The sequence below is a fragment of the Cupriavidus sp. 8B genome, from assembly GCF_054589115.1.
This window is the reverse complement of record NZ_BAAILO010000476.1, coordinates 12,543-33,684: the sequence shown is the minus strand read 5'-3', so window position 1 is coordinate 33,684 and position 21,142 is coordinate 12,543. Positions and strand designations below refer to the sequence as shown.

Here is a 21,142-nt window from a genome sequence, read left to right as displayed (position 1 = left end):
CCCCTGAAAAGGCACTACTTCTGGATCGTTATTGCAACGCGTTCATACCAGCCTGCGCTTTACCCGTTTGCCTGCCGCACCGTCGCCACCCGTGGCCCGTGTGCCGTGTCCCGCTCACTTGGAAATGCGCAGGATCTCCGAAGCCAGCTTGGAAAAACACGGTTTGAGGCCGCTGATGTTGGCGGCGTAGCAATAGACGCCTGACGGCTGGGCGCTGTTGTACAGAGGCGCATCCGGCGTGTTGGCCAGGTTCTTGAGCAGGTCGGCGTTGAAGCCGCCGTTGCCGTCCAGTCCCAGGGTGAAGATGTACACGCCGTTGCTGCGCAGGTAGGTGGCCATCTCCACCGGCACGTTGGTCGAGGCGTTGAAGATGTTCTGGGCGTTGAAGGTGGAGCCGACGACGTAGGGCACCGAAGTGGGCGTGATCGGGAACTCGTGGTCGGCCGCGTTGTGGGCGTTGTAGTACGCAGGCATCTGGGTCGGCGTGACCGTGGTGGTGGTGGAGGTGGAGGTGAAGATGCCGGGCGTCTTGCCGTCCCCCGAGCTGCCGCTGGTCTGCGTCGAGCTCGAGCTGAGATTCGCGCAGGCGCCGGTCATCTTGGTGTTTTGCTGGTTGATCTGGTAGAAGCCGCCAACGCTGGAGCTGGGCGAGCTGGTCGTGGCGCTGCCCGCGCAGAACGTGATGCCGTTGACCGTGCTGCTGGTGGTGTTGCTCGTGCTGCTGCTCTTGCAGGCCTTGCCCTTGCTGTTGCAGGTGGTCGTGGTGACGGTGGTGGTGGTGCTCGTGCTGGTGTCCATGCGGTAGCTGGCGGCCAGCGTATTTGGCTCGCCGTCTGAGAAAAGCACCACCACGCGCAGGCTAGACCGGTTGCTGGTCGCGATGCTGTTGAGCTGCGAGCGGGCCTGCCACAGCGCCTCCGCATAGTTGGTGTTGCCGCCGTTGGAGAGGTTGGTGATCGTGTTCTCCATGACCGTGCGGTTGAACCCGCGCTGCGTCGTGTTGATGTTGATATCCGAAACAGCCCCGGTTGAAAAATGCACCAGGCCCACGCGGTCCTCCGTGGGGCTGAACTGTTCGAGGAAGCTGTTGGCGTTCGCCCTGACCGTGCTCCATACGGGACCCATCGAACCCGATGAATCAATGATGAAGATCAGGTCAAGGTCCTTGCGGATGGACTGCGATGTCGCGGCCACGGCGATATTGTTGAAGCCGAGGATCTTCATCAGCGAAAGCGGCATCGTCGCCGTGGCGGAGACGCCGATGGTGATCGCCCCCAGCGTGGGCGTATCGAAGTTTACTGTCACCGGATTCAGCGAGGGCGTGGCGCGCAGGTAGCCCGTGGGATAGTTGGCGTAGAAGAAGTTGCTGGCGGCCTGGCGGGCATTTGCCGCCTGGTCGGCCTGTGTGGTGCCGTTGGTGACCGCCTTGGCCGCGGCGACCGCGGCGGAGTCCACGGCGGCATTCAGCTTGGCCTTGGTCACATAGGCCATGCCGGCATCCACGGCCAGCCCGACGACGCCCAGCAGCCCAATCATCAGCAGGCCTGCGATGATGGTGATCTGCCCCCGTTGCTTGTCAGCGTGTTGCAGTTTCATGGCTGCTCCTTGGCGTTCCTTGTTTCAGAACGAGGTGACCGAGTACAGGTTGGGCCCGATGTTCGGCATTTTCAGCACGCCCATCGTCAGGCCCTTGAAGTACATGTCGAAGTTGTAGTAAGACTCGACGACGTAGACGATCTGGCCATCGCTCAGCAAGCCCGTCATGGCGTTCGCGGTGGGCGACGAGGTGCCGCCGGAAGGCAGGCCGGCGCAACTGCCGTCGCTCGCCCATGAGCCGCTGCCGCTGCCGCAGTTCCACACCAGGCTGCCCGGCACGGAGCCGCCTAGCGACCAGCCGCCCGTCCAGCGGTACTGTTCAAGCACGATGTTGCGCACCGTGCAGTTGCCGCCGGCGCAGTTCTCGGCGTCGCCCATGACCTTGGTGATGTAGATCATGCCGCGCTGGCTCATCTTCAGCGGCGGCGTGGTTTGCGCCAGCGCCACCATGATCTCCTGCGGCGTATAGGCCGCGCTGCGCGAGGCCAGGTTGGCGCCTTCGCGGGTCAGGTTGACCAGGATCAGGTTGGCCTGGATGGCCCGCGCGAAATCGATCACGGGCAGCGTCAGGAAGATGAAGATGGGCAGCAGGATGCCGAACTCGATCGCGGCGATGCCGCGCGCTGCCTGCCTGCGGCGCAGTGGACGGGTGCGTTTCATCAGAAGGCCTCGTTGCGCATGGTGGCGGCGACGCTGAAGTTGTACTTGCCGCCAGTGGACGTGAAGAAGGCCGCGACCATCGGCGTGAGCAAGGGCCAGGAGCAATTGACCTGGATCACCACAAGGTCGCCGGCGGCGCCGAACATGCTGCCGCCGCTGGCCTGGCTGGTGCCGTTGACCCAGGTGGTGACCGTCGCGTTCGACATGTCGTACACCCCCAGCGAGCTGTCGTGGATCTTCGTCAGTACGGCCACGTAGCGCTGCTGCGAACTGGTATGCGGATCGAGGTTGTCCTGTCCGGTGACCGCGTAGCGCGCGCCTTCGCGCACGGCGTGCTGCATGGTCAGGTTGGCCCACATCATCATGCCGAAGTCCGCGATCGAGAACAGCAGCAGGAAGAACACGGGGGCCACCAGCGCGAACTCGACCGCGCTGGCGCCGCGTTGCCGCCGGGAAGTCTTGGTGTCCAGGGTTTGCATGTCGTAGCCCCTTGTGGATTGCGACGGTACCGGTGCCAGTACCGGTGCCAGATACGCGGCCCGCTAGCTGGTGCCCATCATGAACGGCATCAGCGAGCGATAGAACTGGATGGCCGGCGAGCCAAGCAGCACCACGAACAACGACGGCAGGATGAAGAAGATCAGCGGGAACAGCAGTTTCACCGCGATCTTTGCCGCGCACTCCTCTGCGTACTGGCGGCGCTTGACGCGCAGCGTGTCCGCGTGCACCCGCAGCGAGTCCGACACGCTGGTGCCGAAACGGTCCGCCTGGATCAGCATGCTGACCAGCATGTCGACGTCTTCCACGCCCGTGCGCAGCGCCAGGTTGCGCAGCGCCTTCTCGCGTGACAGGCCGGCGCGCAGCTCCAGCACCAGCAGCTCAAGCTCCTCGCCCAGCGCGTTGCGGTTGGCGCGCAACTCCTCGACCACCTTGAGCAAGGCCGCGTCGAGCGCCAGGCCGGCTTCCACGCACACCGTGATCAGGTCGAGCGCATCTGGGAAGTTCTCGAAAATCTCCAGCTTGCGTTGACGGATGCGCCTGCGCAGCACCAGGTCCGGCAGGTAGAAGCCGGCGATCGCCACGCCCAGCAGCGCGGCGGGCAGCAGGCGTGGGCTGTCCTCGCTGATCACGCCGCCCGTCAGCACGAACAGCAGCAAGGGGAAGAGCAGGGCCAGCGCGGTCTTGGCGGCGAAGTAGACCGGCACCGCGGAGGGGCTGCGCCAGCCGGCGTTCATGAAGCGGGTGCGCAGGGCGGAGCCGTCCCAGCCGTCCTTGGGCAGGGACAGCTTGGCCAGCGGCTTGGACACCCGTTCCAGCTTGCGCATCCAGTCGGCCTGCAGCGCGGACGGGGTGGCATCGTCGGGGGCAGCGGCCCGGGTCACCTGCGTGATGCGCCGCTGCAGCGCATCGCTGCGCAGCAGCATCATGGCGGCCAGTGTGACTCCGAAGGCCAGCAAGAAGGTGAAGACCAGGAGGAGGATTTGCTCGAGTCTCATGATTGTGCTGGGCGGCGCCCATCCTTTCCTAAGTTGAACTTGTCCCTGCCTAGATATGGATACGCACTATCCTGCGCATCCACACCAGGCCAAGCACCATCAGCGCGATGGCATAGCCGACGATCCACGGCCCGCTGGGATCCGTCACCAGCGGCGTGAGGAAATCCGGGTTCAGGAAAAACATGGCGCCCGCCACGCCGAAGGGCATCAGCGCCAGGATCACGCCAGAGAGCCGTCCCTCGGCCGAGAGCACACGCACCTGGCCCAGCAGCTTCATGCGTTCGCGGATGATGTGGCTGACGTTGCCGAGGATCTCGGCCAGGTTGCCGCCGGATTCGCGCTGGATCATCACGGCGATCACCAGGTAGCGCAGGTCGGGCAGCGGCGCGCGGGTGGCCAGGTTGTTCAGCGCGTCGTGCATCGAGGCGCCGTAGTTGATTTCGTCGAAAGCCAGGCGGAACTCCGCGCCGAGCGGATCAGGCAATTCGTCGCCGGCCATGTCGAGCGCGCTGGAGAAGGAGTGCCCGGCGCGCAGCGCGCGGCTCATCATGTCGGCCCCTTCGGGCAGCTGCGCCTCGATCTGTTGCAGGCGGCGGCTGCGGCGTCGGTTGACGAACCACAGCGGCACCGGCAGCCAGCACAGGCCCGCGGCGGCGGCCGGCAACGCAGCCAGGTCCAGCAGCAGGCTGATCACGTAGAGTGCCGCCGCCGGCAGCAAGGTCAGGCCGAGAAAGGTCGACACGTTCCAGTAGAGGCCGGACTGCATCAGCAGGCGGTCCAGCGCCTGGACGCGCGGCGCCTTGCGCAGCAGGTTCGCGAAGAAGGCTGAGCCGCTCAGCTGGCGCTCCTTGATGATGGACGAGGTCTCGCCTTGCCAGGCCGTCTGCGCCACTGCGCGCAGGCGCCGTCCCAGGCGCCGCGCGCTGGCGCTGTGCTTGCGCTGCCACCACTGGTAGCCCACCACGATCAGCAGCACGATGGCGATGAAGAGCGAAAGGCCGAAGCCAGCGAGGGTCGTGTTCATGGCGTGGTCTCCTGCGCAGCGTGCGGGTGGGTCATACGTCGAAGCGCAGCGAGGGCTCGAACAGCCGGTCCGGCACGCTCAGGCCGAACGAATGCAACCGTTCGCAAAAGTGCGGCCGCACGCCGGTGGCGCAGAAGTGCCCCTTGACGCGGCCTTCCGCGTCCACGCCGGTGCGTTTGAAGGTAAAGATTTCCTGCATGTTGACCACATCGCTCTCCATGCCGGTGATCTCCTGCACGCTCATCAGCTTGCGCCGGCCGTCGGTCAGGCGCGACACCTGCAGGATCACGGTGATCGCCGAGGTGATCTGCTGGCGCATCGTCTTGGGCGGCAGCGCGAGGCCGGCCATGCTGACCATGTTCTCGAGCCGGGTCAGCGCGTCGCGCGGCGTATTGGCGTGGATGGTGGCGAGCGAGCCTTCGTGCCCGGTGTTCATCGCGTGCAGCATGTCGAGCGCTTCCGCGCCGCGCACTTCGCCGAGGATGATGCGGTCCGGGCGCATGCGCAGCGCGTTCTTGACCAGCGCGCGTTGCGTGATCTCGCCCCGGTCCTCGATGTTGGGCGGGCGCGTCTCCAGGCGCAGCACGTGGTCCTGCCGGAGCTGCAGTTCCGCCGCATCCTCGATGGTGACGATGCGTTCGCTCGGCGGGATAAAGCCCGAGAGGATATTGAGCAGCGTGGTCTTGCCGCTGCCGGTGCCGCCCGAGATCAGGATGTTCAGCTTGGCCTTGACCATGGCCTCGATCAGCTGCGCCATCGGCGGCGTGAGCGTCTGCAGCTCCACCAGGTCCTTGACCATCAGCGGATTGACGGAGAAGCGCCGGATCGACAGCAGCGGGCCGTCCACTGCCGACGGCGGGATGATCGCATTCACGCGTGAGCCATCGGGCAGCCGCGCATCCACCATCGGGCTCGATTCATCGATGCGCCGCCCTACGCGCGACACGATCTTGTCGATGATCTTCATCAGGTGGGCATCGTCGTTGAAGGTCACCCCCGTCAGTTCCAGCTTGCCGCGGCGCTCCACGTAGACCTGCTTGTACGTATTGACCAGGATGTCCGAGACGGTCGGGTCGCTCAGCAGGGGTTCGAGCGGGCCGAAGCCGAGCATCTCGTCGCGCACGTCCGACACCAGCCGCTTGCGCTCGGTTTCGTTGATGGGGATATTGCGTTCGTCGATGATGCGCTCGACCAGTAGCGCCAGCTCGCGCCGTACCTGCTCCGGCGAGAGGCGCTGCAGTTTCTCCAGTTCCACGCGTTCGATGATGGCTTCGTGGATCTCCGTCTTGAGCTGCTGGTAGGCCGCGTTCGCGGTGTTGCTGGCAGCGCCGATGCGCTCGGTGATGGTTTCGCCAGCCTTCTCGTAGAGTTGTTCACGCAATGACATGTCGGTTCTCCGCTGCGCGCCTGGCGCCTATGTGTTTGATCAGGGCTGGCTAGGCATGCTTCTCGATGCGCAGGCCGGTGCCGGACTGGCTGCCGCGATGTCCCAGCAGCTTTTGCAGCAACCCGTCCTCTTTCTTTGCCGCGCCCGGGTAGACGCTCTCGACCATCTGCACCAGCGCGCGCGAGATTGCGCTGCGCTCGGCCAGCTGCAGCACCGGTACGCCCTGGTTGCTGGCGTCGCGTGCCGGCTTGGGATCCGACGGCAGCATGTGCGCGACCTTTGCGCCCAGCGTCTCTTCAAGCGTGTGCAGGTCCACCGGCGCGTTCTTCTCAAACTGGTTGATCACCATGTGCAGGCGCTCGGTGGGATAGCCCAGCGAGTGGAAGATCTCCATCAGATGCCGCCCGGCGCGCAGGTAGGGCAGGGTGAGTTGCAGCACTGGATAGATCCTGTCGCTGTGGTCAAGCACCATGATCGAGGAAGGGTTGATGTCCTGGCCCACGTCAAAGATGATCACGTCGTATGCCGGGCGCACCAGGTCGAGGATGCTCTCGAGATGGGCCGCCTTGATATCCCCCGCCTTCACCGGGTCGCCGGCTCCGGCGATGACGTCGAAGTTGGGATGCGCATGCGTGATGCACGCGTCGAGCAAGGCCAGGTCCAGCCGGTCGACTTGCTGGCAGATGTCCGTGAGCGTGGCCGGCGGCGCCTTGTCCGTGACCAGAAAGGCGGCATCGCCGAACTGCTGGACCAGGTCCACCAGCAGGACACGCTTGCCGCGCGTGGCGGCAATGGCATAGCCGAGGTTGGCGGCGACGAAGGTGGTGCCGCTGCCGCCTTTGCAGGAGGTGAAGGTCAGCGTGCGGGCCTCGGCGTCGGCGCTGCCCTGCGGCTTGATCGCCAGGCGTTCCAACTCGTCGTTGAACTCGCGGGGGTCCAGCGGCCAGCGCAGCACGCTGCGCACGCCCATGCGCATGGCGCGCATCAGCAGCTCGGCGGTTGGCGAGGGCGTGACCAGGATGCAGGGCACGTCCCCCGGCTCCGGAAAGCGCTGGCGCAGGCGTTCCAGCACGTTGAGGCTGAAATCGTCCGCCTGCAGGATCAGGAAATCGGATGGGTGGATCAGTCCGGCCATGCCGAGCGCCCGCTCCGGATCGGTACAGACCAGTTGTACCTGCCGCTGCGTCGCGACCTGTCCGGCCATCGCGGACATTTGCCGGGCCCGCGTCTCGTCGGCCGAGACCAGAATTAGCTTTGCCATCTCGATATCTCCCAGTTTGCGGATCGGCCTCGCGGTCAGGGCGTGGAGCCCAAGGACGATGAGCTGCCCACCCCGACCGCGTAGGCGTTCCCGTCGCTCGGCGGGTTGCGGTACGATGAGTTGTAGCGGTCCAGGGCAAAGGTGGCGCTGCGCGCATCGACCCCGGTCACCGGGTCCGCGTTTGCCGATGCGTCAGGGTTGAGCGTCTGCATGGCACGCACGGTGCGCACGGCGTCGCCGAAGTGGGCGTCGTACACCGGCGTGGTGGTCATGCAGCCGGCCACGCCGGCCGCCGCGCATGCCGCCGCGGCAGTGACGGCAAGCCGGGAGAGTCGGGCAGGTAGGTTGTGGAAGTTCATGATGTTCCCCTGTTCTTTGCGTTCCGTTGGCATCGGGCTCATTGCGTTGAGTCCATGCTCGACGCCGGCGCCGCGGGCGAGCCAGGCAAGGTAGCGTCGGCGGTGGTTTGCGCTGCCATGGCGCCGGCGGTGGATGCTGGCATGAGCGCGCCAGCGCTGGCCGTGTCGCGCGCGCCGCTCGCGGGCGAGGTGCTGGTGGTGGGCGCGGCCGGTGCCGGTGCCATGGGTGCGGGAGGGGCGCCAACGGGGGCCGGCGGCATGGCAGGCGGCGCGGTGACCGCGGGATGGCCTTCCATGTTGCCGTTGATGAAGACCTCGCCCGGGGTCGGCGCGCCGAAGGAGTCCGTGGGCATCGGATAGTTGGCCGGCAGCGGCTTGACCAGCCGGGGCGTGACCACGAACAGCAGTTCGCTCTTGTCCTGCTGGAAGTTGGTGCTGCGGAACAGGTTGCCCAGCACGGGCAGCTCGCCCGCGCCCGGCAGTGCCTTCAGGCTTCCCGTGACGTTGCTCTTGATCAGTCCGCCGATGGCAAAGCTCTGGCCGTCCATCACCTGCAGCGTGGTGGAGGCGCGGCGGGTCGTGATCAGCGGCAGGATGGTGGTGCCACTGAGATTTGGCGCGCTGAGCGCTACGCCGGTCGGCGAGAGCTCGGAGACCTCGGGCGCCACCTTCAGGTTGATCCGGCCGTTGGCCAGCACGGTCGGCGTGAAGCGCAGGCCGACGCCGAAGGTTTCCTCCTGCAGCGTGATGGTCGTGCCGCCGGCGCTGGAGGCTTGCGGCACCGGGATGAATACTTTGCCGCCCGCGAGGAAGCTGGCTTCCTGGCCGCTGATGGCCATCAGGTTGGGCTCGGCCAGCACCTTGACCAGGCTGTCGCCTTTCTGCGCATCCACGTGGAAGTTGAAGGGCAGGTTGTTGGACTTCATCCCGGAGATCACGCCGGCGCCGCCCGAGAGGAAGTTGGCAAGCAGCCCAAAGCTCCAGCTGCCGAAGGCGCCGTTCAGGTTGGCCGAGGCGCCGAGCTGGTCGATCAGCGTCTTCGATACTTCCGCCACCTTGACTTCCAGCATCACCTGCTGCGGCGAGTCCACCGTCATCATGTTGATGATGCGCGGGCTGCGCAGCGGCTGCGCGCCGTTGCCGCCGGCGGGCGCGCCGAGCATGCCCAGCCCGCCCATGCTGTTGCCGGCCATGGCGAGCATCGGGTTTGCCACGGGGACGCCGATCTGCTGCTGCGGCGCCTGCAGCGGGCTGCGGGTTTGCCGCACGACGAAGGCGTTGGCGATGTCGATGACCATCTGCGCGACGGTGGAGTCGGGCACGTTGCCGCTGAGCACCAGGCTGTCCGCGGCAGAGGCAACGCGCACCTGGCGGGCCTGGGGCAGCAGTTCGTGCAGGGTCGACTGCAAGCCGCCCGGGTCGGCGCCGACGGTCACGTCGATGACCGAGCAACTGCCGCTCTTGCCCTGCACGATCATGTTTGTCGTTCCGACATCCAGGCCGAGCAGGTAGAGGGTCTGCGGCGACACCAGCATGGCCTGCACCACGCTGGGGTTGCCCAGCGTGCGCGTGCGCACCGCTTCCGGCAGCGAGATCATCCGCGACTTGCCAACCGGCACCTGCACCTGCTGCGGCTCGCGCGCGGCGCTGGTGCAGTTCGGCCCGCGGCTGATGCCCGCGTCGGGGGGCGGCGGCGGCACGCTGGCCGCGCCGATGGTGAGCTGGATCGGGCCGGCGGCGGCCAGTTTCATCGCCTGTTGGGTGCCCGGCGCGGTTTGCGCGGCAGCCGCGGCATCGGCGGCTTGCGCCTGTTCGCTGGCCAGCCAGACGCTGGTCAACGACAGCACGGCCAGCGCGGTGAGGCTCCGCCTTGTGGGGCCGCTGCGCGGCGCGCTGGCGCGCGGGCTGCCCTCCTGGTGGTGGTCTCGGTCCATTTGAATTCCCCCCGGTTGTTGACCCCATCGGCTGGGGCCGGCATTTGGCAATGTCAACGTCTGTGCGTTAGAAGCATTCTTGGTTTTGCTGCATGCCGCTGATCACGCCTACGCAGTTGGTGGCGATCTTCTTTTCTGCGAGGCGATGCACGACCTGGACGGCCTTGACCACCACCGGCGCGGCCACCGCGGCCTTGAGCACCGGCTCGTTGAGCAGGCTGCGCTTGGTGGCGCCGGCGGTGTCCACGGGATGCGGGTCGATCTGGTTGCGCAACACCAGCGAGAGCGTGCCCACGCTGCGCGCCAGGTCGAGCTTTTCCGCTTCCTCGGGCGAGACTTCGAGCGTCACGGCGTTCACCACCTTGGGTTTGGTCTCGTCGCGATTGACCTCTTGCGCGATGGCCAGCACCAGGATCTTCTCCAGCACGATCTTCGAGATCGACTGTTCGTTCTGCGTGGTGTTCTCGCCCTTGGTAGTGTCCTTCTGGGTGTTCACGATGATGTCGACGAAGCTGCCCGGCAGCGCGAAACCCGCCACGCCCACCACGTCGTTTACGCGCACCGTGATGGCACGCTTGCCGTCGGCAATCACCGCGGAGAGTCCGCCGCGGGTGCCAATGGGCGTGAGCTTGGATTCCAGGATGGGCTCGCCGCGCATGACGCTGGACTTGGTCACCCGTCCGTCGATCAGTTTCTGGTCGGTCAGCGCGCCCGGCGGCAGGCTGTCGCGCGGCCAGTCGACGGCCTTGACGAATTCAGGCGCGAGCCGCTGCCCCAGGTTGATGTCGGTCGCGGCCACCACCACCTTGGTCACGCTGCCCGAGCTTTGCTGCATCATCCAGCGCGAGGCCAGGACAACGGCTGCCAGGCCGGCCAGGGCCGCCACCAGCAGCATCACGATTGCGCGTACATTTCTCATTTGATGGTCCTCCCCAGTTTGAATCCCGGCGTCGGCGCGCCGCCTGGCGATGCGCGAGCGCGTCCCTTGGCTGTCACGCCAAACTCCATGTCATCGGTGCCGCGTGGCGGCGTTCAGTTGCAGGCGGAGATGCGGCGTCCCTGGCCGTGCGCGCTCCGGCTGCCGCGCAGCAGCGCGGCACGCGTTCGCCGGTGTGCAAGCCAGTGGCGGCAGATGCCGGTGTTGTCGCGCCGGCGCTGGTGCGACGGTGCGGATGTGGGTGGGGCTGTGCCCAGGTGCTCGCGCATGATGGTTCTCTCCCTTTTTTCAGCCCACTGGCGGGGCTTTGTACCGATGTCCGTCGCGTAGCGCTGCGTACCTCAGAGCGTGCCTGCCATGACCAGCAGGACGCCGCCTGCCATCGCGACGGCGTAGGGCAGGCGTGCGGTTGTTTCCATCTGGTCGTTGCCCGTCGCAGTGGCGCGCCAGCCAAACGGCAGCCACAGCAGCCGCGCGGACAGGCTCGCCAGGGTCTGGCGCGCGTGTTTGCGTGTCAGCATGATGGTCACCGCCATCACGCCTCCAAGCAGGAAGCTGGCGACCACGATATGCAGTGCGGCTTGCACGCCCACGAAGGCGCCGATGCTTGCCATCAGCTTGGCGTCTCCGGCGCCCAGCGCGCCGATCAGGTAGAGCACGAGGAACGGTGCCAGGCCGGCCGCCGCCCCGGTTAGCCACGCCCAGCTGCCTGCGCTGATGCCGTGGCCGAAGACCTGCACGAGCCATGCTGCCTGCAAGCCTGCCAGCACCAGCCAGTTCGGAATCCGGTGGCTGCGCAGATCGCTGATCGCGGCAATGCCGAGCATGGCGAGCAGCAGTCCGTTGGCGGTGAGGTCGAGTGCGCGCATGGCATGCCTCCGTGGGCAGGCGTTCTTGTTACGGGTGTTGGCTCTTGCGTTCGTGTTCGCTACGGCCCTGCCAGCGGCAGAGGCTGGCAGGGCCGTGCGTGCCGCATCAGGCCGCGGCGGTGAGAGCGGTCTGGATGTTGGTCCAGATGGTCGTCACGGCAGTCTTGATCAGCGGTCCGGCTGTCACCATGCAGAGCGCCACGAACGCAAGCAGCAGTGCGTATTCGATCCCGGCGGCCCCGTCCTCTTCACGTGCAAAACGCTTGATGCCTTCGAACATGGTGTTCATGTCCTTCTCCTTCACGTCATGGTTTAAAGGGAAAAAGCGCCCGCTGAAGTTCGGGCACAAGATTCGGCTGGGGACGCCAGCCATGGCCAAGATGGGGGATGTCACGATGACGCGGTGCACGCTAGCGCTACAGCGATGCAGACATCGCTGTCCCCCCGGTGCGCAACACGACAAGGTGGGCCTCCCAGCTCCACCATTTTCCAGGGGGTCATCCGGCTGGCTTGCCAACCGGCTGGCCCTCACCTGGCGCGTTGCCGCTGATGCGGCTTATGGCGCCTGGGTAGGTGCCGCGGGCCGATTCTTTTCCTCCCTCAGGAATCGGTCCCGCGCCTGAAAGTGCTACAAGACTGCTTTGTGATCGCTGCACCGGCGCGTTGATGATCACCGTGTGCGGCGTGGGCCATGGATTCTCAAAATTGCGCTGGCCCGGCGCTCAACCTCCCCGCGAAGCAAGCCCTGTCACGGCCGCCGCTTCCCCCCCCCGTCAAGTCTGTTGTCGTGATGTCTGTGCTGGTGGTTCTGAAACCCCTTGGCTCCGGCATCCTTGGCGACCCATTTTTGTGTTTCGGTCGCTCTGCTCTTTGTAACGAGGATAAGAGCGACGAACGTGCCAGAGGTGCTAAGTCTTTGATTTAATGCGTGATGTTTTTTGGGCACTTGTTACACGCGGCGTTTCTTGTAACAAGATGTTTCCTTGTTGTTACTGCTTGCCAGCTGTTTGCTGGCGCCGCAACATGGCGCGGAACGCAAAGAGTGATGCGTTCCGTGCCTGTCTGTGCCGCCAAGTGCATAAAGGGGCGCCTAAGAGGCTCTTTGCGGGCCCCTCCCGGATCCTGCGCCAGCGGTCTTGCGATCGCGTATCCGGGTGGTGGAGCAGTCGCCGCACGACCGTGCGAATGGTTGCAGTGGTGATACTCCCCAGCACGAACGGGTTATCCCCCCCAGTGCACGCGGACATTGCGACAGGTGCCGCGACAGGGTGAGGAGTGCGCCAGAAGCGTACTCCGGCGACAAAAGATGTAGCCGGACAGGAGGACGAATGTTGGCTGGCTCACATTGGCCCGGGCGCTTCCTCGCCTTGTTGGATGAGGTGGGAACTTCCTGCAATGCCCGGCGGATACGATCGATTTGGTTGCATTCCTGATACATTGCTGGCCGCCATGCCGGGATAAGAGATATCGTCACGCGGCGTGCGGGCACCGCGGTTAGCCGACGCATCGCTAATTTGCACAATTCACGGGGAGAAAACAGGATGCAGCTAGACAACAATGCGTTCCACGCGACGGCATACGAGCAGCCGGCCGCGACGGTGCGTCCTCTGCGGTTCGAGTTCATCGGCTCGGGCTCCGAGTTTTTCCGCATCTGGATCGTCAATACCTTGCTGACCATTGTCACGCTGGGCATCTACTCGGCCTGGGCCAAGGTCCGCACGATGCAGTACTTCTACCGCAACACGCGGCTGGACGGCGCGAGCTTCGATTACCACGGCCGTGCCTCCGCCATCCTCAAGGGCCGCGCCATCGTGTTTGGCCTGGCGATGGTGTTCCAGCTTGCCAGCCATATCTCCCTGTTCCTGGCATTGGCGCTGGGCCTGGCGCTGGCGGTGGTGTTTCCGCTGCTGCTGGTGCGTTCCCTGCGCTTTCGCATGGCGAACTCCAGCTACCGCGGCCTGCGCTTTGCCTTCACCGGGGGCGATGCCCAGGCCTACAAGGTGTTCCTGCTCTGGCCCGTGCTCACGGTGCTCAGCTTCTATGCGCTGGCGCCGCTGGCGCATCAGCGCTTCAAGCAATACCAGCATGACAACACCCGCTTCGGCACCGCGCCCTTCGGCATCAGCGCGAGCGCGGGCGGCTTCTATGGCGTCTACCTGCGCGCGTTCGGCATGATGGTGGCGGTCGTGGTGGGGATGAGCATCGCCGGCGGCATGCTGGGCAAGGGCATCGGTGCCGCGGTTGGCGCGGGCCTTGGGTCTGGCATTGGCGCGCCGGTCGTGGCCGGGGTCATGGCCGTCATCGGCTTCTTTGTGGCGATGATGGCCGTCGGCCCCTTCTTCATGGCGCGGCTGCAGAACCTGGTGTGGAACCACACCACGCTGGCGCCGCACGCGTTTCGCAGCGAGGTTGGCGCGGGCCGCCTGTTCTTTATCTTCGCCACCAACGTGATCGCCAACGCGCTGACGCTGGGCCTGTTCCTGCCGTTCGCGCGGGTGCGTTCGATGCGCTACCGTATCGAGAGCATGACCATGCTCGCTGCGGCGCCGCTGGACGCCTTCGTGGCTGGCGAGACGCAGCAGGTGGGCGCGCTGGGCGACGCCGCTGTGGACTGGTACGACATCGATATTGCGTTGTGACCGCGCTCTGACCACCCCCATCGCTGTGCCAACTTTGCTCACTTCGATTCCAAGGCCCTGATGCAGGATTTCCACGACGCCACGGCCACCGCCCCGGTAGCCGCCACTTACTTCGACGGCCGCTCGTCGCGCGCCCATCGGGTGAGGCTGTCCATCGAAGGGCGCGACGCGGTGCTGCGCGAAGCCGATGGTACGGTGCTGCGCCGCGCGCCGCTGGCCGCGCTGCGCGTCTCCGAGCGGGTCAAGCGTGCGCCGCGCCTGGTGACGTTTGCCGACGGCGCCTTCTGCGAGGTCACCGATCACGCCGGCTTTGCCGCGCTGCTAGGCGCCAGCGGCCACCGCGAAAGCTGGGTGGTGCGTGCGCAGAACAGCTGGCGGCTGGCGCTGCTGTCCGTGCTGGGCCTGGCCGCGGCGCTGTTGCTGGGATATTTCTACGGATTGCCCTGGGGCGCCGGCGTGGTGGCGCGCAGCGTGCCGCCGGCGCTGGAAGCCCGGCTCGGCGAGGCCACGCTCGCCAGCATCGATCATGGTCTGCTCATGCCTTCGGCCCTGCCGCAGGCGCAGCAGCAACGGATTCGCGCCGACTTCGCCGCGCTCGTGCGTCGGGCCGATCCGGGCCACGAGTACAAGATCCTGTTCCGCCACGGCGGCCGGCTCGGGGCCAATGCGCTGGCGCTGCCGGGTGGCACCATCGTGGTGACCGATGAGCTCGTCAAGCTGACCGGCGTGGGTCCGGGCCTCATGGGCGTGCTCGCCCACGAGGCCGGGCACGTGGCCGAGCGCCATGGGCTGCGGCAGATCCTCCAGGCCTCGGCGGTGGGCGCGCTGGCGGCATATTTCTTCGGCGACTATTCCACGGTGCTGGCGGGCGTGCCCGCCGCGATCCTGACGCTGCGCTACTCGCGCGACCATGAGCGCGCGGCGGACGCGTATGCGGTGGAGGTCATGCAGCGCAACCACTTGCCGGTGTCGGCGTTTGCCGACGTCTTGCAGGCGCTGGAGGACGCCCACACCCGGCAGGCGGAAGTCCAGGCGGCCAAGGCCGAGGGCGGGAGCGAGGCCAGCGCGCCAGTCGCCTCCGGCGAGCCCGAAACCAAGCGGGAGCGCCGCAGCCGGCGGGCCGCGGAGGATGGCGGCAACAACGGGGATAACGACGAGGGCGACAGCTTCTTCTCTACCCATCCTCTCACGCGCGAGCGCATCGAGGCGCTGCGGGCGGCTGGCCGCTGAGCCTCAGTTGCCTGGCTGCGGCGCATCAATTGGCGCATCAATTGGCGCGTTCGGGGCTACGGCCGCCACCTGGCCTTGCAGCCAGCTATGGAACCGCAGGATGGCCTTCTCGCGCGGGTTGCCTTCTCGCCAGGTGACCCAGTAGTGCAGGCTGGACGGGATGCGCGTGGTGCCGATCTGCACCAGTTCGCCGCTGGCAAGGTAGTCGCTGGCGAGTTGCAGGCGCGCGGTGGCCACGCCAAGCCCCGCCACCGCCGATTGCAGCATCATGCCCGCGTCCTGGAAGATCGGCCCGCGCTCGGGCTCCGTGCCGGGCAGGCCGGCGCTTTCCAGCCAGTCGCGCCACGGCCGCAGCGCGAAGCGCAGCATCGGCAGGCGGGGCAGGTCGGCCAGCTTGAAGCCGGGGTAGCGTGCCAGCAGCGCCGGGCTGGCGACCGCAATCACATGGTCCTCGATCAGGTTGTGGCAGGCAAAGCCGGGCAGGTCCACGCGCTGGTGCCAGATGCCCACATCCACCGAGTACGGATCGGGCGGCGTGATCTCGGCGTGCAGCCGCAGGTGCAGGTCCAGTCCCGGCAGGGCCGCGTGCAGGCTCGGCAGGCGGCGGATGAGCCACGCGTTGGCCAGGTCGGCCATGACGCTCACCTCCAGCCGCACCACCTGCGGGGCGCCACCGTTGCTGGCCTCGCGCAGGCCGTCTTCCAGTTCCGCCAGGCCGTCGCGAATCCGCTCGGCCAGCCGCGCGCCCACATTGGTGGGGATCATCAGGTGGCCGGTGCGCTGGAACAGCTTGGTGCCCAGCTTGTCTTCCAGCGCGCGCAGATGGTGGCTGATGGCGCTGTGGGTCAGCGCCAGTTCTTCCGCGGCGCGGGAGAAGCTGCGGTGTCGGGCAGCGGCCTCGAGCGCCCGCAGCGCCTGCAGCGCGGGCAGGTGCGGCGCGCGCTGCGCGCGCAGGGGCTCGGGCGGCGGGGCGGGTTCAGCCGGCCTGGCGGGCAAGCTGGACTGGCCGGCCAGGCCGGGCTTAGAGGTTTTAGGATGTCGGGAGGTCATTGCCGTCAAATTCTACTCACAATTGCGGCGGGTATCTTTCGTTGGTGTTGCGCGCGGCGACTGACGACAATGCAGACATGACTTCTGCCAATGTATCCACCCCCACCCCTGCCGCTGCCGCGCCTTCTGCTGCCTCACGGGCTGGCGATCCCGCGCTGGCCGCTGCGCGCTGGCGCGTGCTTTGCATCTTTTCGCTAGGTTTCCTGGTCTCCTATATCTTCCGGGGCATCAACCTGGGCTTCGCGCCGCATCTGATCCGCGAGATGGGGCTGGGCGCTGCCGACCTGGGGCTGCTGACCAGCTTCTACTTCCTGGGGTTTGCCTGTGCCCAGTTGCCGGCGGGGCTGATGCTCGACCGCTTTGGCCCGCGCCGCACCGAGGCCGCGTTGCTGCTGGTGGCGGTGGCTGGCGCGCTGGTGTTCGCCTCGGCGACCAGCATGGCCGCGCTGGCGGCAGGGCGCCTGATGATCGGCGTGGGCGTGTCGGTTTGCCTGGGGGCTGCCATCCAGGCCTTGTCGATCTGGTTTCCGCTGTCGCGCATGCCCTTGCTCAACGGGGTGGTGATGGCGATCGGCGGGCTGGGTGCAGTCGTGGTGGGCGCGCCGCTGGGCTGGCTGCTGTCGTGGACCGACTGGCGTACCGTCAGCTACGGGCTGGCCGGTGTGACCCTGGCCATGGCGGCGCTGCTGTGGCTCGGCGCCCCCGAGACCAGCCGCGCTGGCAAGCAGCGCCTTGCCGAGCAGTTACGCGGCACCTGGCAGGTCTTGCGCAATGAGCGCTTCCTGCGCGTGGTGCCGCTGGCACTGCTGAATCAAGGCGTGTTCCTGGCGGTGCAGACGCTGTGGGTCGGTGCCTTCCTGCGCGACGTGGCCGGATACTCGCCGGAGCAGGGCGCTCGCCTGGTGTCGGTGATCGGCTTTGCCATGATGGGCGGTTGCGTTTGCGCCGGCTGGGCCGCGCGCCACCTGGAGCGTGCCGGCGTGAGCCTTTACACCTTCGCGGGCGTTGGCATGAGCGGGTTCATCGTGATCCAGTGCGTGATCATGGCGGGTGTGCCGCTGCCGCCGGCCTTGCTGTGGGCGGCCTATGGGGTGTTCGGCTCCAGCGGCATCCTGGCCTATGCGGTGCTGGCGCGCAGCTTCCCCGACGCGTTGATCGGGCGCGCCACCACGGCGCTGACCTTGACGGTGTTCCTGTCCACCTTTGCCTGCCAGGTCGGCATCGGGCTGCTGCTGGACCTCTGGGCCGCCGATGCAGGCCGCTACCCGAAGGCGGCGCACCTGACAGTGTGGGGCGGGCTGGTCGCGCTGCAGGTGCTGGCCGCGCTGTGGTACATGCTGGGGGCGCGTCGCGGCAGCAGCGCTACAGCATGACCGGCCGGTCGTCGAGCTCGTTCGGATTGGGCCGGTCGCCGGCGGGGAAGTGGGCGGCGAGCTGATGGTGGATTTTTTCCACCGCCGCCAGCACGGGCTTGACCGATAGCTCCCGCGCCAGCCCGCTCGCCAGCTCGTTGCAGATCGCCCGCCAGGTTTCCGGGCCGACGCGCGCGTCGATGCCGCGGTCGGCCAGCAGCTCCACCGCGTGATCGGCCAGGTTGATGTACAGCAGCACCCCGGTGTGGCCTTCGGTGTTCCATACCTCCAGCGCGCCGAACAAGGCGCGGGCACGCTCGCGCGGGGTGGTGCCCGAGAAGGCCAGCGCCACGGGCAGGCTGGATTCGATCACTACCCGGATTTCGCCGTGATGACGCTGCTCGCCGGCGCGCACCGCCTGCTGCAGTTGCTGCTGGGCGTCGGCGGGGAAGTGCTTGCTGGCGGCACCGGGGCGCGTGCCAAGATGGCGCAGGGCGCGTTTGAAGTGTGGCATGTGTCGTTACCAGTTGCCGGAGGCGCCGCCTCCGTCGAAGCCGCCACCGCCACCACCACCGAAGCCGCCACCGCCACCGCCACCGCCTCCTCCGAAGCCACCGCCGCCGCCGCGTCCCCAGCCGCCACCCCCGAGACCGCCAAGGGTGCCGCCGAGTCCGCCGGCAGCCGCGTCCCAGCCACGCCCGCGCGTCACGATCCGCGAGCCGCCCGAGCGGCGGGCCGCGGAGATGAAGAAGAACAGGATGATGGCGAGCGGGAACAGCACCGGCAGCCAGTCGGTCCACGAGCCGCTCTGGGCGGCTTTGCGGCCGGCCTGCGGGCCGGGCAGGGCTTCCTTGTCGATGGTGGCCTGGATCGCCGAGACGCCGGCGGCGATGCCGCCGTAGAAATCGTTCTGGCGGAAGTGCGGCGCCATCACGTCCTGCAGGATGCGCTTGGACATGGCATCGGTCAGCGAGCCTTGCACGCCGCGCCCCACTTCCAGGCGCATCTTGCGCAGGCCGGGCGGGTTGTCCTTTGCGATCAGCAGGATCACGCCATCGTCGATGCCCTTGCGCCCGGCGCGCCAGGCGTCGGCCACGCGGATGCTGTAGGCGTCGATGGGCTCGGGATCTGTGGTGGGCACCATCAGCACGAAGATCTGGCTGCCGCGCTGCTGCTCATACTCGGCCAGCACGTTTTCCAGCGCGCTGCGCTGGCTGGCGCTGAGCGTGCCGGTGAGGTCGGTCACCCGCTGCGTGAGCGGCGGCACCGCGACAAAGCCGTCGCCGGCGGCCATGGCCGGGGACGCCAGCAGCGCGCCCAGCCACAGCAGCAGCGCCAGCATGGCGGCTGTCCAGCCACTGCGCTCAGAGAGATTCCGCATAAGCATGGTCCGGGATCAGAACTTCACCGTGGGCGGCGCCGAGATGGCCTTCTCGTTTTCCACCGTGAACGATGGCTTGACCGGGTACTTGAAGATCATGGCGGTCAGGTTGGTGGGGAAGCTGCGCGCCAGGATGTTGTAGTCGCGCACCGCGGTGATATAGCGCTGGCGTGCCACCGTGATGCGGTTCTCGGTACCTTCGAGCTGCGATTGCAGGTCGCGGAACGATGCATCGGCCTTGAGTTGCGGATAGTTCTCCGACACCGCCAGCAGGCGCGACAGCGCGCCGCTCAGCTCGCCCTGGGCTTGCTGGAAGCGCTTGAAGGCTTCGGGGTCGTTGAGGGTCTCGGGCGAGACCTGGATGCTGGTGGCCGCGGCGCGGGCCTTGGTGACGGCCTCCAGCGTCTCGCGCTCATGCGTGGCGTAGCCCTTGACGGTATTGACCAGGTTGGGGATCAGGTCGGCGCGGCGCTGGTACTGGTTGATCACCTCGCCCCAGGCCGCCTTGACGGCCTCGTCCTTGGCCTGGAAGTCGTTGTACCCGCAGGCGGACAGCAGGCTGGCGCACAGGGCCAGCAAGAGCCAGCGCAGGACAGAGCGCCCGGAGGACAGGGACAGGGAAGGGGATGCGCGCATCGAAGACTCCGGAATTCGTGGAGTCCCCAGTGTAGCGCAGGGGCCGGCCCGCGCAAGCGAACCGGCCCGGGTGCAGTTGACGGCAGGCCGGCCGTCCCGGTAAATTATCGTTTCTGCCGTGGTTGCCACGGTGGCGCCATCCCGGCGCCATGCCGTGCTCCCAGCCAGCCTCAACCAGCCCCAACCAGCCCCAACCTGCCATGCGCGCTGTTTCGTCGATTTCCGCACTTGTTTGCCCTGCCTCGCAGCGGCAGGTGCCGGCGCGCGCCAAAGCCAAAAAACAGCCGCTCATCTGACCGGGGCGCTGTTCCGTCAGATGAGCGACGGAGCGGCACCTGCGTACCAGCGTACGGGGGCGAGGCCAGGATTCACGGTTCAGGCTTTCCCACTGTCCCACGCGGGCTCATCTGCCACCCGGCGCACTTCTGCACGGTTTTTTTTGACCGGTCGTACAGGAGTGATTCGATGCAAGCAGTAGCTCAAGACCAGCAAGGCCAGCAAGACCAGCAAGCACAACAAGTCTTTTCCGGAATCTGGCTGCCATTGGTGACGCCCTTTGCCGACGGCGCGGTCGATTTTCCCGAACTGTCCCGCCTGGTGGCGCACTATGCCGGCAGCGCCGTCGCCGGGATCGTGGTGTGCGGCAGCACTGGCGAGGCAGCCGCGCTCGATGAGGCCGAGCAACTGGCCGTGCTGGATACGGTGCTGGCCAGTGCCGGCAACTTGCCGGTGATGATGGGCGTGGCGGGCAGCCAGGCGCGCCAGGTGCAGGCGCGCGTGCGCCGGCTGGCTGAGCGGCCGCTGGCCGGGCTGCTGGCGCCCGCACCTTACTATGTCCGTCCGTCGCAGGCCGGCCTGCTGGATTATTTCCGCGCCTTGGCCGACAGTGCCGCCGCGCCGCTGGTGCTGTACGACATTCCCTACCGGACCGGCGTGAAGCTCGAGACGCAGACCATCCTGGCGCTGGCCGCCCATCCGAATATCCGCGCCATCAAGGATTGCGGCGGCGATTACCACGGCACGCAGGCCATCATTGCCGACGGGCGCTTGAGCGTGCTGGCGGGCGAGGATCACCAGTTGCTGGGCACGCTGTGCCTGGGCGGCACGGGCGCGATCATCGCCTCTGCCCATCTGTATCCGGAGCTGTTCGTCGCGCTGGCGCAGGCGGTGGCCGGGCAGCGGCTCGACCAGGCGCGCCGGCTTTTCCATGCCTTGATGCCGATGATCAAGCTGCTGTTTGCCGAGCCCAATCCGGGCCCGCTCAAGGCCATGCTGGCGCGCGAGGGATGGCTGCGCAACGAGCTGCGCGCGCCGATGACGCCCGCCAGCGC

General features: G+C 67.0%; 20 protein-coding genes. 4 read left to right on the top strand and 16 right to left on the bottom strand.

All coding sequences use genetic code 11. The features are described 5' to 3' along the window. Nucleotides 1-114: 114 nt before the first annotated feature. From ACYP5B_RS44735 to ACYP5B_RS44680, 12 genes are all read right to left on the bottom strand, one after another. Nucleotides 115-1,596: a vWA domain-containing protein gene (locus ACYP5B_RS44735; protein WP_459573863.1), complete on the bottom strand. Its 1,482-nt coding sequence runs from the start codon at nucleotides 1,594-1,596 to the stop codon at nucleotides 115-117. Between the two features lie 24 nt (nucleotides 1,597-1,620). Next, nucleotides 1,621-2,256, bottom strand: coding sequence for a TadE family protein (locus ACYP5B_RS44730; protein ID WP_318236171.1), 636 nt, complete (start codon nucleotides 2,254-2,256; stop codon nucleotides 1,621-1,623). After that, nucleotides 2,256-2,735 (bottom strand): TadE/TadG family type IV pilus assembly protein, encoded by a 480-nt coding sequence (locus ACYP5B_RS44725; protein ID WP_267605772.1) that lies wholly within the window; start codon nucleotides 2,733-2,735, stop codon nucleotides 2,256-2,258. The genes ACYP5B_RS44730 and ACYP5B_RS44725 overlap by 1 nt, the downstream gene beginning before the upstream one ends. Nucleotides 2,736-2,798: 63 nt before the next feature. Continuing rightward, complete coding sequence (locus tag ACYP5B_RS44720; RefSeq protein WP_267605773.1) at nucleotides 2,799-3,752, bottom strand: type II secretion system F family protein; 954 nt, start codon at nucleotides 3,750-3,752, stop codon at nucleotides 2,799-2,801. A 49-nt stretch (nucleotides 3,753-3,801) separates the two neighbouring features. Continuing rightward, nucleotides 3,802-4,776 carry a type II secretion system F family protein gene (locus tag ACYP5B_RS44715; RefSeq protein ID WP_400092425.1) on the bottom strand — a complete coding sequence of 325 codons (975 nt, stop codon included), beginning with the start codon at nucleotides 4,774-4,776 and terminating at the stop codon, nucleotides 3,802-3,804. 31 nt (nucleotides 4,777-4,807) lie between these two features. Continuing rightward, entirely contained in the window at nucleotides 4,808-6,163 is a 1,356-nt protein-coding gene (locus ACYP5B_RS44710; protein WP_318236173.1) for a CpaF family protein, read from the bottom strand. A gap of 49 nt (nucleotides 6,164-6,212) precedes the next feature. Next, the gene (locus tag ACYP5B_RS44705) at nucleotides 6,213-7,424 is read right to left on the bottom strand and encodes an AAA family ATPase (protein WP_459573862.1); all 1,212 of its coding nucleotides are present in this window, start codon (nucleotides 7,422-7,424) and stop codon (nucleotides 6,213-6,215) included. 35 nt (nucleotides 7,425-7,459) lie between these two features. Further along, nucleotides 7,460-7,783, bottom strand: a complete 324-nt coding sequence (locus ACYP5B_RS44700; protein ID WP_400092430.1) for a hypothetical protein — start codon at nucleotides 7,781-7,783, stop codon at nucleotides 7,460-7,462. 38 nt (nucleotides 7,784-7,821) lie between these two features. Next, complete coding sequence (locus ACYP5B_RS44695) at nucleotides 7,822-9,717, bottom strand: type II and III secretion system protein family protein (protein ID WP_400092432.1); 1,896 nt, start codon at nucleotides 9,715-9,717, stop codon at nucleotides 7,822-7,824. Nucleotides 9,718-9,784: 67 nt separating this feature from the next. Beyond that, nucleotides 9,785-10,636, bottom strand: a complete 852-nt coding sequence (gene cpaB, locus ACYP5B_RS44690) for a Flp pilus assembly protein CpaB (RefSeq protein WP_318236177.1) — start codon at nucleotides 10,634-10,636, stop codon at nucleotides 9,785-9,787. 359 nt (nucleotides 10,637-10,995) lie between these two features. After that, complete coding sequence (locus tag ACYP5B_RS44685) at nucleotides 10,996-11,523, bottom strand: A24 family peptidase (RefSeq protein ID WP_267605781.1); 528 nt, start codon at nucleotides 11,521-11,523, stop codon at nucleotides 10,996-10,998. 106 nt (nucleotides 11,524-11,629) lie between these two features. Next, entirely contained in the window at nucleotides 11,630-11,812 is a 183-nt protein-coding gene (locus ACYP5B_RS44680) for a Flp family type IVb pilin (protein ID WP_400092434.1), read from the bottom strand. Between the two features lie 1,252 nt (nucleotides 11,813-13,064). Between ACYP5B_RS44680 and ACYP5B_RS44675 the strand changes: the two genes are divergently transcribed. Continuing rightward, complete coding sequence (locus tag ACYP5B_RS44675; RefSeq protein ID WP_459573861.1) at nucleotides 13,065-14,162, top strand: YjgN family protein; 1,098 nt, start codon at nucleotides 13,065-13,067, stop codon at nucleotides 14,160-14,162. A gap of 60 nt (nucleotides 14,163-14,222) precedes the next feature. Continuing rightward, a complete protein-coding gene (locus ACYP5B_RS44670; protein WP_459573860.1) occupies nucleotides 14,223-15,392 on the top strand; it encodes a M48 family metallopeptidase in 1,170 nt (389 codons plus the stop codon). Between the two features lie 3 nt (nucleotides 15,393-15,395). Here the strand turns inward: ACYP5B_RS44670 and ACYP5B_RS44665 are convergent, their stop codons facing one another. Then, complete coding sequence (locus ACYP5B_RS44665) at nucleotides 15,396-16,442, bottom strand: LysR substrate-binding domain-containing protein (RefSeq protein WP_459573859.1); 1,047 nt, start codon at nucleotides 16,440-16,442, stop codon at nucleotides 15,396-15,398. 77 nt (nucleotides 16,443-16,519) lie between these two features. On the opposite strand from ACYP5B_RS44665, the gene ACYP5B_RS44660 reads away from it, so the two are divergent. Further along, nucleotides 16,520-17,815 (top strand): MFS transporter, encoded by a 1,296-nt coding sequence (locus ACYP5B_RS44660; RefSeq protein ID WP_459573858.1) that lies wholly within the window; start codon nucleotides 16,520-16,522, stop codon nucleotides 17,813-17,815. Here ACYP5B_RS44660 and ACYP5B_RS44655 read toward each other — a convergent pair. Genes ACYP5B_RS44655 through ACYP5B_RS44645 form a run of 3 tightly spaced genes read right to left on the bottom strand, consistent with a single transcriptional unit; the run spans nucleotide 17,805 to nucleotide 19,811 of the window. Further along, nucleotides 17,805-18,308, bottom strand: coding sequence for a TPM domain-containing protein (locus ACYP5B_RS44655; protein WP_400092447.1), 504 nt, complete (start codon nucleotides 18,306-18,308; stop codon nucleotides 17,805-17,807). The genes ACYP5B_RS44660 and ACYP5B_RS44655 overlap by 11 nt on opposite strands. Nucleotides 18,309-18,314: 6 nt before the next feature. Further along, nucleotides 18,315-19,175, bottom strand: coding sequence for a TPM domain-containing protein (locus tag ACYP5B_RS44650; RefSeq protein WP_459573857.1), 861 nt, complete (start codon nucleotides 19,173-19,175; stop codon nucleotides 18,315-18,317). A 15-nt stretch (nucleotides 19,176-19,190) separates the two neighbouring features. After that, nucleotides 19,191-19,811, bottom strand: a complete 621-nt coding sequence (locus ACYP5B_RS44645; RefSeq protein WP_267605787.1) for a LemA family protein — start codon at nucleotides 19,809-19,811, stop codon at nucleotides 19,191-19,193. Nucleotides 19,812-20,276: 465 nt separating this feature from the next. Between ACYP5B_RS44645 and dapA the strand changes: the two genes are divergently transcribed. After that, nucleotides 20,277-21,142 (top strand): 4-hydroxy-tetrahydrodipicolinate synthase (gene dapA / locus ACYP5B_RS44640; RefSeq protein ID WP_459573856.1); only part of this gene is annotated, 866 nt, incomplete at its 3' end.

Excerpts from the sequence above, each read along its gene's own strand:
- ACYP5B_RS44660 (WP_459573858.1), top strand. The coding sequence starts at position 16,520 with ATGACTTCTGCCAATGTATCCACCCCCACCCCTGCCGCTGCCGCGCCT.
- ACYP5B_RS44670 (WP_459573860.1), top strand. The coding sequence starts at position 14,223 with ATGCAGGATTTCCACGACGCCACGGCCACCGCCCCGGTAGCCGCCACT.
- ACYP5B_RS44675 (WP_459573861.1), top strand. The coding sequence starts at position 13,065 with ATGCAGCTAGACAACAATGCGTTCCACGCGACGGCATACGAGCAGCCG.
- ACYP5B_RS44700 (WP_400092430.1), bottom strand. The coding sequence starts at position 7,783 with ATGAACTTCCACAACCTACCTGCCCGACTCTCCCGGCTTGCCGTCACT.
- cpaB (WP_318236177.1), bottom strand. The coding sequence starts at position 10,636 with ATGAGAAATGTACGCGCAATCGTGATGCTGCTGGTGGCGGCCCTGGCC.
- ACYP5B_RS44715 (WP_400092425.1), bottom strand. The coding sequence starts at position 4,776 with ATGAACACGACCCTCGCTGGCTTCGGCCTTTCGCTCTTCATCGCCATC.
- ACYP5B_RS44680 (WP_400092434.1), bottom strand. The coding sequence starts at position 11,812 with ATGAACACCATGTTCGAAGGCATCAAGCGTTTTGCACGTGAAGAGGAC.
- ACYP5B_RS44655 (WP_400092447.1), bottom strand. The coding sequence starts at position 18,308 with ATGCCACACTTCAAACGCGCCCTGCGCCATCTTGGCACGCGCCCCGGT.
- ACYP5B_RS44695 (WP_400092432.1), bottom strand. The coding sequence starts at position 9,717 with ATGGACCGAGACCACCACCAGGAGGGCAGCCCGCGCGCCAGCGCGCCG.
- ACYP5B_RS44730 (WP_318236171.1), bottom strand. The coding sequence starts at position 2,256 with ATGAAACGCACCCGTCCACTGCGCCGCAGGCAGGCAGCGCGCGGCATC.
- ACYP5B_RS44705 (WP_459573862.1), bottom strand. The coding sequence starts at position 7,424 with ATGGCAAAGCTAATTCTGGTCTCGGCCGACGAGACGCGGGCCCGGCAA.
- ACYP5B_RS44735 (WP_459573863.1), bottom strand. The coding sequence starts at position 1,596 with ATGAAACTGCAACACGCTGACAAGCAACGGGGGCAGATCACCATCATC.
- ACYP5B_RS44650 (WP_459573857.1), bottom strand. The coding sequence starts at position 19,175 with ATGCGGAATCTCTCTGAGCGCAGTGGCTGGACAGCCGCCATGCTGGCG.
- ACYP5B_RS44665 (WP_459573859.1), bottom strand. The coding sequence starts at position 16,442 with ATGACCTCCCGACATCCTAAAACCTCTAAGCCCGGCCTGGCCGGCCAG.
- ACYP5B_RS44645 (WP_267605787.1), bottom strand. The coding sequence starts at position 19,811 with ATGCGCGCATCCCCTTCCCTGTCCCTGTCCTCCGGGCGCTCTGTCCTG.
- ACYP5B_RS44710 (WP_318236173.1), bottom strand. The coding sequence starts at position 6,163 with ATGTCATTGCGTGAACAACTCTACGAGAAGGCTGGCGAAACCATCACC.
- ACYP5B_RS44720 (WP_267605773.1), bottom strand. The coding sequence starts at position 3,752 with ATGAGACTCGAGCAAATCCTCCTCCTGGTCTTCACCTTCTTGCTGGCC.
- ACYP5B_RS44685 (WP_267605781.1), bottom strand. The coding sequence starts at position 11,523 with ATGCGCGCACTCGACCTCACCGCCAACGGACTGCTGCTCGCCATGCTC.
- ACYP5B_RS44725 (WP_267605772.1), bottom strand. The coding sequence starts at position 2,735 with ATGCAAACCCTGGACACCAAGACTTCCCGGCGGCAACGCGGCGCCAGC.